General features: G+C 53.4%; 13 protein-coding genes and 1 riboswitch. Of the genes, 2 read left to right on the plus strand and 11 right to left on the minus strand.

The window, feature by feature from the left end; translation table 11 throughout:
* Together L692_RS0122045 and L692_RS0122050 are read left to right on the plus strand one after the other, a co-directional pair.
* Nucleotides 1-731 (plus strand): S8 family serine peptidase (locus tag L692_RS0122045; protein ID WP_025702159.1); only part of this gene is annotated, 731 nt, incomplete at its 5' end.
* A gap of 72 nt (nucleotides 732-803) precedes the next feature.
* Nucleotides 804-904: riboswitch (purine riboswitch) on the plus strand.
* A 118-nt stretch (nucleotides 905-1,022) separates the two neighbouring features.
* Complete coding sequence (locus L692_RS0122050) at nucleotides 1,023-2,078, plus strand: aromatic ring-hydroxylating oxygenase subunit alpha (protein WP_036724964.1); 1,056 nt, start codon at nucleotides 1,023-1,025, stop codon at nucleotides 2,076-2,078.
* Between the two features lie 64 nt (nucleotides 2,079-2,142).
* On the opposite strand, the gene L692_RS0122055 is transcribed toward L692_RS0122050, so the two are convergent.
* From L692_RS0122055 to L692_RS0122105, 11 genes are all read right to left on the minus strand, one after another.
* The gene (locus L692_RS0122055) at nucleotides 2,143-3,813 is read right to left on the minus strand and encodes a glycoside hydrolase family 13 protein (RefSeq protein WP_025702161.1); all 1,671 of its coding nucleotides are present in this window, start codon (nucleotides 3,811-3,813) and stop codon (nucleotides 2,143-2,145) included.
* Between the two features lie 44 nt (nucleotides 3,814-3,857).
* Nucleotides 3,858-4,694 carry a carbohydrate ABC transporter permease gene (locus L692_RS0122060; RefSeq protein ID WP_025702162.1) on the minus strand — a complete coding sequence of 279 codons (837 nt, stop codon included), beginning with the start codon at nucleotides 4,692-4,694 and terminating at the stop codon, nucleotides 3,858-3,860.
* Nucleotides 4,694-5,578 carry a carbohydrate ABC transporter permease gene (locus tag L692_RS0122065; RefSeq protein WP_025702163.1) on the minus strand — a complete coding sequence of 295 codons (885 nt, stop codon included), beginning with the start codon at nucleotides 5,576-5,578 and terminating at the stop codon, nucleotides 4,694-4,696. Before L692_RS0122065 ends, L692_RS0122060 begins: the two co-directional genes overlap by 1 nt.
* Before the next feature lie 15 nt (nucleotides 5,579-5,593).
* Nucleotides 5,594-6,883: an ABC transporter substrate-binding protein gene (locus L692_RS0122070; protein WP_156940544.1), complete on the minus strand. Its 1,290-nt coding sequence runs from the start codon at nucleotides 6,881-6,883 to the stop codon at nucleotides 5,594-5,596.
* Nucleotides 6,884-7,178: 295 nt separating this feature from the next.
* Nucleotides 7,179-8,219, minus strand: coding sequence for a LacI family DNA-binding transcriptional regulator (locus tag L692_RS0122075; RefSeq protein ID WP_156940545.1), 1,041 nt, complete (start codon nucleotides 8,217-8,219; stop codon nucleotides 7,179-7,181).
* 113 nt (nucleotides 8,220-8,332) lie between these two features.
* Nucleotides 8,333-8,476 carry a hypothetical protein gene (locus L692_RS33130; protein WP_198027804.1) on the minus strand — a complete coding sequence of 48 codons (144 nt, stop codon included), beginning with the start codon at nucleotides 8,474-8,476 and terminating at the stop codon, nucleotides 8,333-8,335.
* Nucleotides 8,477-8,823: 347 nt separating this feature from the next.
* On the minus strand, nucleotides 8,824-9,528 hold the full coding sequence (locus L692_RS0122085; RefSeq protein ID WP_051503561.1) for a hypothetical protein: 705 nt from the start codon (nucleotides 9,526-9,528) through the stop codon (nucleotides 8,824-8,826).
* A gap of 3 nt (nucleotides 9,529-9,531) precedes the next feature.
* Nucleotides 9,532-9,879 (minus strand): cation-translocating P-type ATPase, encoded by a 348-nt coding sequence (locus L692_RS33135; protein WP_198027805.1) that lies wholly within the window; start codon nucleotides 9,877-9,879, stop codon nucleotides 9,532-9,534.
* 18 nt (nucleotides 9,880-9,897) lie between these two features.
* Nucleotides 9,898-10,551, minus strand: a complete 654-nt coding sequence (locus tag L692_RS33140) for an HAD-IC family P-type ATPase (protein WP_198027806.1) — start codon at nucleotides 10,549-10,551, stop codon at nucleotides 9,898-9,900.
* Nucleotides 10,502-10,933, minus strand: coding sequence for a hypothetical protein (locus L692_RS33145; protein WP_025702169.1), 432 nt, complete (start codon nucleotides 10,931-10,933; stop codon nucleotides 10,502-10,504). Before L692_RS33145 ends, L692_RS33140 begins: the two co-directional genes overlap by 50 nt.
* Nucleotides 10,934-10,998: 65 nt before the next feature.
* Nucleotides 10,999-11,967: an aldo/keto reductase gene (locus L692_RS0122105; protein ID WP_025702170.1), complete on the minus strand. Its 969-nt coding sequence runs from the start codon at nucleotides 11,965-11,967 to the stop codon at nucleotides 10,999-11,001.
* Between the last annotated feature and the right edge of the window lie 126 nt (nucleotides 11,968-12,093).

The following is a 12,093-nucleotide window of genomic DNA, read 5'->3' on the forward strand; positions in this document are numbered from 1 at the left end:
AAGCGGGCATCGTGGGTGTCAAGGTGCTGGACCGGAATGGCAGCGGATACGACTCTACAATTATTAAGGGAATCGAGTGGTGCATTGCGAACCGGAAGCGGCTGAGGCTGCGCATTCTCTCCCTGTCGTTGGGCGGTCCGATAGACTCTCCCTATACGGACGACCCTCTCTGCCAGGCCGTGGAGCAGGCGGTCAAGGCCGGACTGACCGTCGTCATTGCGGCCGGAAACGCCGGGCCCGGATACGGTACGATTGAATCGCCCGGCAACAGCCCGTCGGCCATTACGGTCGGAGCCGTGGACGACCGCCGCAGCCTCCCGCAAGCCGACGACCGCATCGCCCCGTTCTCCAGCCGCGGACCGGCGCGCTTCAGAGGGAACAAGCCCGATCTGGCCGCACCGGGCGTGGCGATTATTTCGCTGCGTTCTCCCCGCTCCAGGCTGGACCGCGAGTATCCGGACCAGCGGGTCGGCAACAGATACTTCGTCATGTCCGGCACTAGCATGTCTACGCCCATCGTCTCCGGAGCGGCGGCCCAGTTGCTGCAGAGCAATCCCGCTCTTACCCCCTCACGGGTTAAACGGATATTGAAAAAGCATGCCTTCCGCCTCAAGCTCAACCCCAATACTGCCGGAAGCGGTGAGATTAATGTGAGGTTTCTGGACAATCGGCGGCGTTCCCTCCCATTGATTGTGCGGAGCGCCAAACAATTTCGTTACCGGAACCATTAAAATTTAAAGCGATATTGACATCCACCTGAAGCGAGTTTATGATAAATCCAATAATTGCGTCACATAACCTGACACTATTATATTCTTGCTTCTTGTATAAGCTCATAATGTGGGTGAGCGTCTCTACAGGCAACCGTGAATTGCCCCAGGCTACAAGAGGTGTATCAGTTATTTCCCTTTCCATTCCGCACTTTCAGGCTGCGGGGCGAAAGGCCAATTTAACTATGCGCCTGTTGGCGTCCGGGGTTTTCTGCGCTAACGGAGTATCCCAATAATTCGTGAGGTGAAATAATGATGAATGTTAACGCTAATTCCTCTGCCGAATCGGCTCAAACGCAGCTTCCTTCGGGCTGTACATTTACGGAGAACGACTGGCATGTTCTCTCCAAATACTGGTACCCGGTAGCCATCGCCAGCGAAATTGCAGACAAGCCTGTGGCTGTCAAGCTGCTGGACGTGAAGCTCGTCTGCTACCGCAGCAAGGGCAAGGTTGTTATTGCCCGCGACCTCTGCTTCCACCGGGGCGCCCCTCTCAGCAAGGGATGGATTGAAAACGACGAGATCGTATGTCCTTATCATGGCTTCCGTTATAACTGCGAAGGAAAATGCACAGCCGTTCCCGCACATCCAAGCAGCAAAATTTCGCCCAAGCTGAAGCTGATTATGTATCCCGCCGTTGAGCGGTATGGTCTGATCTGGACTTGTCTCTCGGGCGCCGAGGAACAAATCCCCGAATTCCCGGGCTGGGATGATCCGGATTTCATCAATATTCTGCCTCCGAGCTTTGACATCGCGGGTTCCTCCGGGCGTCAGATGGAAGGCTTCCTGGACGTATCCCATTTCGCTTACGTGCATACGGACAGCTTCGGCGACCGCAATAATCCGGAGGTCCCGCAATACAAGGTGAGACGCGAAGGCAATGAATTATTCGCCGACTATTGGAGCACGGTCAGCAATTACGCCAAAGGCCAGAACGTTCCCATTCCTGAAGGCTTCATGTGGCTGCGCGCGTTCCGTGTGTTCCCGCCGTTTGCGGCATCCCTTACCGTGCATTTTCCAGAAGACGGGAAGCTGATGATTCTGAACTGCGCTTCACCGGTCTCGGCCCGCTACACCCGTCTGTTCTGCCCGATTTCACGCAATTTCGATAAAGACGCTCCGCTTCAGCCGACCATTGATTTCAACCTTCAGGTGTTCGCGGAAGACAGTGAAATGGTCGAGGCCCAGACTCCGGAGGATCTCCCGCTGGATCTGACGGCGGAGGCGCACATTCCGGCCGACCGCACCTCCATCGCCTACCGGCAGCTGCTTACCGAGCTGGGCCTGGGAAGACACTATACGTCTTAAGCAACCGAATCGTAAGACAAAAGAACCGCCCTTCCTTCTCACAAAGGACAGGGCGATTCTTTTGTTAATCCGCTTTGCCTTCCGCTTTGCAGATTACCGCCTCATACGGCTTCATCATGCCCGCATCATGTCCGTTCAGATTGGACAGCATGATAAGACCCGCCAGCGGCTCAGGGATCGGAACCTTCCGGTCCGTAAAGTTGCATAATACCGTCCATTGCTCGCCGCCCAAGGTGCGGATATACCCGCCAAGCTCCCCGGAATCCTTATAAATCTCCCGATAGCCGCCGTATATCAGCGCTTTATTCTCGCGGCGCAGCCTGATCAGCTTCCGGTAGAAATGCAGGATCGAATTCCCGTCACGTTGCGACTGCTCCACATTGATCGACGTATAATTCGGATTCACCCGCAGCCACGGCTCTCCGGCCGTGAATCCGGCCATCGGCTCCGCGCTCCACTGCATCGGCATCCGCCCCTGGTCCCGGCTTCTTTTCGCCAGATGTTCGAGGATATCAGCCTCCGGTCTCTCCAGAGACGTTTCGTAAGCGTGAAAGTTAAGGCTTTCAATATCCCTGTACTCCTCTATCGAAGGAAAGTGATGATTAGTCATGCCGATCTCCTGCCCCTGATAGATAAAAGGCGTGCCCCGCATCAGAAAATAGTAGGCGGCCAGCATTTTGGCCGATTCCTCGCGGTAAAGACCGTCGCTGCCGAATTTCGAAACCGAACGGACATGGTCATGATTCTCCATGAACAGCGCCATCCAGCCCCTATCCGCCGTCTCCGTTTGCCATTTGGACAGCGCATGCTTGAAATCGGTCAGCTCCCACCTGTGATAGACTCCTTTGGCCTGCGGCTTGATGTCCAGATCCACATGATCAAATTGAAAAATCATATTAAAAACGCCGCTATTCTCATCCACATATTCATGAATCTGCTCAATCGGCACACCGGGCGCCTCCGCGACGGTCATCACATTGCGCGGCGTCAGCACCTCCCGTTTCATTTCATGCAGAAAGTCCAGAATGCCGGGCTGGTTCAGACAAGCCCCCGCAAGCGGGGCGTAGCGGCGACTTCCTTCCGCCTCCAGATTCGGGAACCGCTGATCCTTCTTGATAAAGGTAATCGCGTCGATGCGAAATCCGGCGATCCCCTTGTCGATCCACCACTCCATCATGGAGAAAATGTTCCGGCGAACCTCGGGATTCTCCCAATTCAAATCCGGCTGCTTTCTGGAAAAACAGTGCAAATAATATTCCTGCGTGTTCTCGTCATACTCCCAGGCGGAGCCTCCGAAATTGGATTCCCAGTTGGTCGGCTCTTCCCCGCCAGGTCCCGGCTTCCAGATATACCAGTCCCGTTTCGGGTTGTCTTTGGAGCTGCGGGATTCGACGAACCAGGCATGCTCATCCGAGGTATGGTTCGCCACCAAGTCCATAATAATGCGGATACCGCAGGCTCCCGCCTTGGCGATCAGCTCCAGCATATCCTCCATCGTTCCATATTCCGCCTGTATTTTGTAAAAATCCCGGATATCGTATCCATTATCATCATTCGGCGAATCGTACACCGGACACACCCAAATGACGTCAATGCCCAGATCGCTCAAATAATCGAGCCGGTTGATAATCCCTCGCAGATCCCCGACCCCGTCTCCATCCGAATCCTGAAAGCTCCGGGGATAAATCTGATACACGACGCTTTCCTTCCACCAATTGCGGTCTCTACTCTCCATATCTCCACACTTCCTCCAGCTCCCGAAGAATTTTCTAATGTCTCTTATTTAATGGCTCCCTGGCTGACACCCCGGATAATATAGCGCTGCCCGAACAGGTAGGCGATGAGGATGGGCAGTATGGTCAACAGCAGCGCGGGGATCAGCAGCTCCCAGTTGTTCATGTACGTTCCGTTAAAGACCTTCATTTTGATCGGCATGGTGAAGTCCTGGTCTTTCGTAAGCACAAGCGACGGCAGCAGGTAGTCGTTCCAGATCCAGAGCACGTTCAGAATGGCGATCGTCACCGAGGTTGGAGCGAGCATGGGCAGCACAATTTTGAAAAAGGTCTGCGTCCGGGTGCACCCGTCCAGCAGCGATGCCTCTTCAAGCTCATAAGGGATGGATTTCACGAACCCGTGGTACATGAAGATCGACAGCGCGCTCCCAAAGCCGATATACAAAATAATGAGCAGCGGAATCGGCGCGGCATCAATCCAGTGAAGCTTCGCTCCGTAAATGTAAATCAGCGGGATCATGATGGATTGAAACGGAATAATCATGGAAGCGACCATCAACGCAAACAGCCCGTTGTTGAACCTTGTCGGACGTCTTACCATGTAATAAGCGGTCATTGCCGCGAATACACCGATGAACAGCACGCTTAGAGAGGTAATCACAACCGTGTTTCTGAAGGATACAAAGAAATTCATCTTATCAATGACTTCGGCAAAATGCCCGAAATTCAGACTGGTCGGCAGGGAAAAGGGACTTTCGAGTATTTCGCCATTGTTCTTGAAAGAGTTGACCACCATCAGGAAGAACGGAAAGACAAAGACAGCAAAGGATACAATCAGCAAAAGATAAGTCAGGACCGTGGCGGCTCTTCTTCTGGCTTCCATCAGGCGGCAACCTCCATTCTCTTACTGAAATAAACCTGAAGCCCCGTAACGACCGCGACAATGACGAACAGCACAATAGCCTCGGCTTGACCCACCCCATAGATATTTTCCGTAAAAGCTTTTTGGACGACATGCATGGATACCATGGTTGTGCTGCCATAGGGTCCGCCCGCAGTCAGGGAGTAGTTCACATCATACACCATAAAGGCATTTTTCAAGGTTAAAAAGATCGTAACGACAAAAGATGGAACCATCAGCGGGAGGATGACATTTCTCAAGCGCTGCCATGCGTTCGCCCCGTCGATTGTGGCCGCCTCCATCACATCTTTCGGAACATTGACCAGTCCGGCGACAAAGATAATCATCATATATCCCGCCGATTGCCAGATCGTGACAATCACGATGGCCCAGAAAGCCATATGCTCATCGCCCAGCCAGCCCAGCCGCAGCCATTCGATGCCGAGCTTGTCTCCGATGGAGGGAAGCGTCTGCACGAAGATGAACTGCCAGATGTAGCCGAGAATCAATCCGCCAATCAGATTGGGCGTGAACAGCGCGGTCCGAAAGAAATTCTGCATCTTCACCCCGGAAGTAACCAGAAACGCCAGAACAAAGCCAAGGACATTAATAATGATGACCGTTGCGATAACGAACTCTACGGTCAGCCACATGGACTGCCAGAACGCGGTGTCGGTAAATGCGGTTTTATAGTTGCCAAAGCCCGAGAACTTGATCGGATTCACCGGAGAGGTCATATCGGTCAGCGTAAGATAAAGGCCATAGCCAAATGGAATCAGCACCGCCAAGGCAAAGAAAATAATCGTGGGACCGGTAAAAAACAACTGGTTGCCGAGCGACTTCAGCCGGCTTTTTTCCGTTATCATAGGTTTGACTCACCCCTACTTCTGGTTTTTGTAATAGGTCTCGATGGCTTTGGCCAGATCGGCGCGGGATTCTTTCTGCGCAATATATTTTTGAATATCCGGCGCAAGGATGTTGCCCCAATCCTCTACCTTTACATAGTTGGAGCTGAACGGCAGCGTTTTGCCTGCTTGCACGGCGTCTGCGATGGCCACGCCGAGCGGATTCGTTACCTTATTCGGATTATTCTTGAAGGCGGAAATGACCTGGGCCTGATTGACGAGGAAATCCTGTCCTTTCTGATCGTAGACGAGCCAGTCCAGAAATTTCTTGGCCGCTTCCTGCTGAGCCGCCGTAGCCGACTTGTTGATGACGAGAATATTGGTCGGGCCTGCGGCAATTTTGTTGTTCAGCGGATTGTCCGGATTGTTATCCACCGGAACCGGAATAAAGCCGAAGGATGCGCCGGAGACCGCTTTCAGTGAATCAAATGCCCAGTTTCCGTTGAACAAAATGGCGGATTCACCCTTGCCCACGCTCAGGTGCGCGTCGTCATAATATTTGCCCAGCGGGCGTTCGCCGTATTTGTTGTATGCCTTGGAGACAAGCAAATCCAGCGTATCGTAGTAGCCGTTCCATACAGCGTTGCTTGCCAGATCGAATGTGCCGGCTTTGAGCTGCTCCACAATCGTATTCGGGTCTTCCGCCTGGTTCAAAAACTGCGTGCTGTAATGGTTGGCAACCGACCAGTTCTCCGTTTGATAAGCGACCGGATATTTCACGCCGGAGGCCTGGATTTTGTCCAGAAGCGCTTTCAATTTGTCCCGGGTGTTGATCGAGTAGGGATCGAACGTTCCGCCTGTCGCTTTTTCCACGACACTCTTGTTGTAGACCAGCCCGAAGCCTTCAATGGAGAACGGGAAACCGGCAATTTTGCCATTTATGTCTTTAACGCCGTACACCGTGTCGGCATTCCACTTTTCATTCGAAAGATCGACGCCGAAGTCTTTGTATTTATTCACGATGGAATCGGGAGACATCATCGCAATGGTTACGGTCTTGCCGGAAGCCGTCAGTTTGTCCAGCAGATTGACCGTTTCTCCAACCGCTCCGGAAACCGCTTCAACCGTAATGTCCGGGTTAGCCGCCATGAAGTCTTTTGCCGCCTGCTCCCACTGGGAAGCGATTTCACCTTTGCCGTTCACAATGACAATGTTGACTTTGCCGCCACCGGAGTCCGCTGCCGAATTCGAATTCCCCGATCCGCCGCAGGCGGTCAAAGAAGCAACAAGCAACAGAACGAGAAATAAAGCCAATGTCTTTTTCAAAAGAACCCCTCCATAAATGTTAATGGACATCTCCACAATCTCCGCAGATAATTTGGGAACGATACCAAAATTTCGGATGAATACTCGCTCCCTGATTCCCCGAGGTGACTATGGATATAATGTATCACTCTTTGGTAACGGTTTCAACATCTTTTTTCTAAGCTTCACTTAAAATCACATTCGATTATGACGTATATATGGCTCTTTCAGCCTATCCGATCAATCCTAACAAGCGTATTTATTGGTAACGTTCCCAATTTTGTTAGGGAGCTGCCGGAATTTTCGTTCCCGCATGCTACGTGGATTCCCTGATAATCAGCTCAACCGGAAGCTCATACACCGCCGGGCCCTGTGAAGGCTCATTCAGCATTGCCAACAGAATCTCCCCGGCCTTCTTCCCCATCCGGGCGATGGGCTGCCGAATAGTGGTAAGTCCCGGGTCCAGCACCTCCGCGATCGGCTGATCGTCAAATCCGATAATGGCCAAATCATCCGGAATGCGCAGGCCGGCTCTTTTGGCGGCCATCATCAGCCCTCCGGCAATCTCGTCGCTCCCGGCGAAGACGGCGGTCGGACGGTCCTTCATTTCCATCAGAAGCTGCATGACTTGTTTCCCGTCTCCGATCGTATGCTTATCGACCAGAATCCAGGCCGGATTCACCGGGATACCGGCTTCCTCCAGCGCCTTCTGATACCCTCTGTTCCGGTCCTTGTCCTTGCCGAATTCCGTGAATAATCCGCCCGTGCAATAAGCGATCTTGCGATGCCCTCTTTCGATCAGATGCTTGACGCCGATGTAGGTGCCCTGATATTGATCCACCCGGATCATCGGAACGTCCGGCTTGTTGATGTATTCGTTGCACAGCACAATGGGACCGAACTCGGTATACGGTTCAATCTGCGCCCAGTCATTCTCGATGGATGTCATAATGATTCCGTCCGCCTGCTTGGTCCTCAAGAGATTCAAATAGGACAGCTCTTTCTCTTTATCCTCATTCGTCTGGCAGATGAGCGTCTGATAGCCGCTGCGGTAACCGACCTGTTCGATAGCGTCCACCAGATAGGAAAAGAACGGATTGACAATTTTCGGAACGACCACCGCAATGGTTGTAGCGAGTTGGCCTCTTAATCGTCTCGCGGAAGGATTTGGCGTGAAACCAAGCTGCTCCATTGCCTGGAGCACCTGATTTTTCTTATCCGGTGAGATATGGGGATAGTTATTGATCACCCGGGACACGGTCGTCTTCGACACTCCCGCCAGGCGAGCCACATCAATGATAGTTGTCATCCGTTTGTTCACCTCTCGCCGCAATGAATTGAAACCAGTTTCAATCATTTTACCTTATATCCGGGGAATACGAAAGAAGGCGCCCCCCGCTATCAGAAATAGCAAGGGAGACACCCTCCCGAATAGCTTACAGAAGCGCCGCCGGAAGCATCCGCTCCGGATTAGACGGCTTCCGCAACCAGCTTGCTTTGTTTTTCCGCGATAATATCTTCAATAAGCTCCTTGGTTTCCATCAGCTCTTCCAGCGTCAGAGCGTGGTAGTCCTTTGAAGATTTGGCCGATACATTAATGCCTTGACTGCGCAAGAAGGAATCGACCTGATTCCTGATTCTTCTTGTAAATATAGTAGCCTACAGCGCATACTCCTACTCCAACCAGAGCGCCTTTGATGTGATCATTGTTAATTGCTGCAAACATGATAATTCCTCCTTCGATATTGTAGGTATTGCAGAGGCTCCCCGGAGAGACGCAATAGAATCGGACCGTTCCCCGGGAGCCGTTATGGGAAGCTACACATATAGCCGCTCACACTTTTTGTTAACCAGAATCTTGCTGCATCCGCCGGGGGAGTCATAGCAGTTGACGGAACAGCCCCCGCTTGGGCCGCTTCGTCCCGGAACGGGAATCGTCCGGCTGCCGGGATGCTGGCTTTCTATGAATTTGGACAGGAATTCTTAAGGAACTTCATACCCTTGTGGTCCGTATTTTCAAACACCGTGACGTCATAGTAGCATTGGTCGCTGGTGACATCGCAGATCTTCTTGACACGGATAATGGCGCCATCGTAAGAGGTATGAATCAAATGCCGGCCAAAGGTCGCGATCCAGGTAATGCCCGCAGCGCTGAGCAGATTGCCTTTGTTCAAGGAATTGAACAGGTACATCACCGAGACCACCTCGGGATCAAACGCGCCCCGTTCGCTGATTTCGTCGTACGCGTGCTCCATGACGGCCCCGATGGTCGTTCCGACCATTGTCCACTTCAGCACCTCCCGCAGCGTCGTATTCAGCAGAATGCCCGTAGTGGACACCACCGCCATAAGCCCGATAGCCGCCAGGGAGTAATACGAAAGAGTGGGCAGTTCCTTAGCCGGCCTGTCGCTGTACAGCCGAACCGGCGCCATGTCATACTGCTGGGAATAAGCGATGGCGGAGCGGATCAGCACTTCCTCCGTATCAATGTGCACATGATTGAACGAGATCAGGACGGACTTGATGACAGGATTGTACTCAAAGCTCTGAATGCCTCCCTGTTCGTTCAGCATCGTGTAGAAATCCTTCTCGCTGCGAATCGGCAAGGACAGCCTCATCCGAATCCAGTTCGGCAGGCGATGGACGATCACAATGGCCGGTTGCATAATCTACATCCCCTTTTCCATATCGTGAAATAACAGTCTTAACGAATTGGAAACGACCAGAATGGTACTGGAGTTGTGAAGGACCGCTCCCCAGAATACGGACAACAGGCCGGCTCCGCTGAGCAGCAGGCCGAGCGAGTTGATGCCGAAGACAAAGCCAAAGTTCTGTTTGACTATCCTCATGGTCTTATGCGACAGATCCATGATAACCGGAAGCATCATCGGATTGTCGGACTGGATCGTGATATCCGACGATTCGATCGCGATATCCGTGCTCTTGCCGCCAAGCGTCAGTCCCACATCGGCAAAAGCCAGCGCGGGCGCATCGTTGATGCCGTCCCCGATCATCACGACTTTGGAGCCTTTCGATTACAGACGCAATACGGTCTTCACTTTATCCTCCGGAAGCAGCTCGGCCTCATAGCCGTCAACGCCGATCTGCTCCCCAACCGCCTTGGCTTGCTCCCGGCGGTCTCCGGTCAGCAGCAGGATTTCGTCAATCCCCTTGCTCCGGAGGTTGTTAACCGATTTGCGCATGTTCTCCCGCATCTTATCCTGGATGCCCAGCACGCCGATCAAACGGGTATCCTCGGCCACATAGACCAGGGTAGCGCCTGTTCTTGGCAGAAGATCCTGCTTGTCGGCCAGGCTGTCCAGGCTTATCCCGTTCTCCTCCATAAACGCCCCGCTGCCGACGCGAATCGTCTTGCCTGCCACTTCCGTCTTGGTGCCTTTGCCTACCACCGTGATCACCTCCCCATGCTTCGGTATGAGGATCTGCTCCTTGCGGCAGTAAGACAGAACCGCATCGGCCAGCGGATGGCTTGAGGTCTGCTCCGCCGCTCCGGCAAGCTCCATTACCCGGGTCTCGCTGATCTCGCCGGAAGCCGGAACAATATGCGTGACGTTAGGCTTGCCTTCGGTCAGCGTACCGGTCTTGTCGAAGATAAGCGTGTCCGCATCGGCCAACGCTTCAATAAAGTTGCCGCCCTTGATCGCACACCTTCTCGCCGGTATGCACAAGCACTTTATCTCCGGGAAACACCTGATCGATCGGGAAACCGCGAATCTCCCCATCCTCCAGCTCCTTCCACACGAATTCCTCATTCAGCGACAGCATGCCCCGGATGGAATCCCGCGTCCTCTCCATCGTGTAGATGGTCATCAGCTCCGCTATGTCGGACAGAAGCGTAATCATCAGCGCCGACTTCCCTTGGCCCAGCAGCAGCGAGGCCACGATGGAGGTCAGGGTAAGCGCGTCCGCATTGACCTTCTTCTCTCTTACCAGCGCGCCGACGCCGCTTCTCATAAGCGGCAGACTCAAGTAGATGCTTGTCAGCCCGGACAGGCTGACAAACCGGGAATACCAGCCGCCCGCCCCTCCGGCCCACTTGAAGCCGGACAAAAGCCGCCGGATACCCGAAAGGGTTCGGCGGCTTTGGAGGTTCAGGCGGCTTCTCCCAAGCGGATTCAGCTATAGAAATTGCGAACCCAGCGGTGCGCCTTCAGCTTGGCCAGTTGCTCCCCGGGAAGTCCGAGTCCGTCCCCCACCTTCATATTGCGTTCCACATTGGCAATGGAGCGCATCCCCGGAATGACCGTCGAAACTGCGGGATGGCTCAGCACATAGCGCAGCGCCGTTTCCGCCATGCCATCCAGCGGGATATTCAAATCGGCGGCAATTCGCTGCACCCGCTCGAAGACCTCCCGCTTGCGGTCATCCCTGAAATAATGATTGCGGAAATCGCCTTGCTCAAAGGTCGTTTCCGGCGTGATTTTTCCTGTTAATCCGCCTTCGTCCAGCGCAACCCGGACAATCACCCCGATATCATGCTTCTCGCATGCGGGCAGCAGCTCGTCCTCGGGACTCTGTTCAAAAATATTGTAGATAACCTGTACGGTGTCAACGAGACCGCTTTCAATGAGCTTAAGCGCATTGCTTGGCTGATAGTCATTGATGGAGACGCCAAAAAACCGGATTTTTCCCTGTTCCTTCAGCTTCTGCACGCCTTCCAGCCAGTCTCCTTGACCAACCCATTCATCCGACCAGACATGAAACTGCTGGACATCAATCGTCTCAAGACCCAAATTCCTTAAGCTCTGCTCCGTGCAGGCAATCACATGCTCCGCAGTGAACGTCTCATCCACCGGCACACCGCTGCGGGCGGGCCACTGTCTGTTCTTCGGCGGGATCTTGGTCGCCACATATATGCTTCCGCCATGCTCCCGGACCACTTGTCCAACCAGCTTCTCGCTGTGCCCGTCTCCATATCCAAGCGCCGTATCAATAAAATTCAAGCCCAGCTCAACCGACCGGTTCAGCGCTTTGAGCGATTCCTGATCATCCGCGCCGATCCATAGCGTCTTGCCGATGCCCCAGGCTCCAAAACCGATCTCCGATACCTTGAGTCCCGTTCTTCCAAGCGTTCTGTAGTTCATGGATTCCCTCGCTTTCTTGATCTTAAATTTACTATTGCGAACTCCAGTATACCACAGGGAACGGTTATAACTTAAAAGCCGCCGGACACCCGGAAATCCTTGTGTCTGGCGGCTGGCCTTTTCCCT

The sequence above is a fragment of the Paenibacillus forsythiae T98 genome (genome assembly GCF_000520735.1).
Lineage (GTDB): Bacteria > Bacillota > Bacilli > Paenibacillales > Paenibacillaceae > Paenibacillus_AQ > Paenibacillus_AQ forsythiae.

What these genes read in the sequence shown, in the direction of transcription:
- L692_RS0122050 (WP_036724964.1), top strand. Translation starts at nt 1,023, where the DNA reads ATGATGAATGTTAACGCTAATTCCTCTGCCGAATCGGCTCAAACGCAG.
- L692_RS0122055 (WP_025702161.1), bottom strand. Translation starts at nt 3,813, where the DNA reads ATGGAGAGTAGAGACCGCAATTGGTGGAAGGAAAGCGTCGTGTATCAG.
- L692_RS0122060 (WP_025702162.1), bottom strand. Translation starts at nt 4,694, where the DNA reads ATGGAAGCCAGAAGAAGAGCCGCCACGGTCCTGACTTATCTTTTGCTG.
- L692_RS0122065 (WP_025702163.1), bottom strand. Translation starts at nt 5,578, where the DNA reads ATGATAACGGAAAAAAGCCGGCTGAAGTCGCTCGGCAACCAGTTGTTT.
- L692_RS0122075 (WP_156940545.1), bottom strand. Translation starts at nt 8,219, where the DNA reads ATGATTGAAACTGGTTTCAATTCATTGCGGCGAGAGGTGAACAAACGG.
- L692_RS0122085 (WP_051503561.1), bottom strand. Translation starts at nt 9,528, where the DNA reads ATGCAACCGGCCATTGTGATCGTCCATCGCCTGCCGAACTGGATTCGG.
- L692_RS0122105 (WP_025702170.1), bottom strand. Translation starts at nt 11,967, where the DNA reads ATGAACTACAGAACGCTTGGAAGAACGGGACTCAAGGTATCGGAGATC.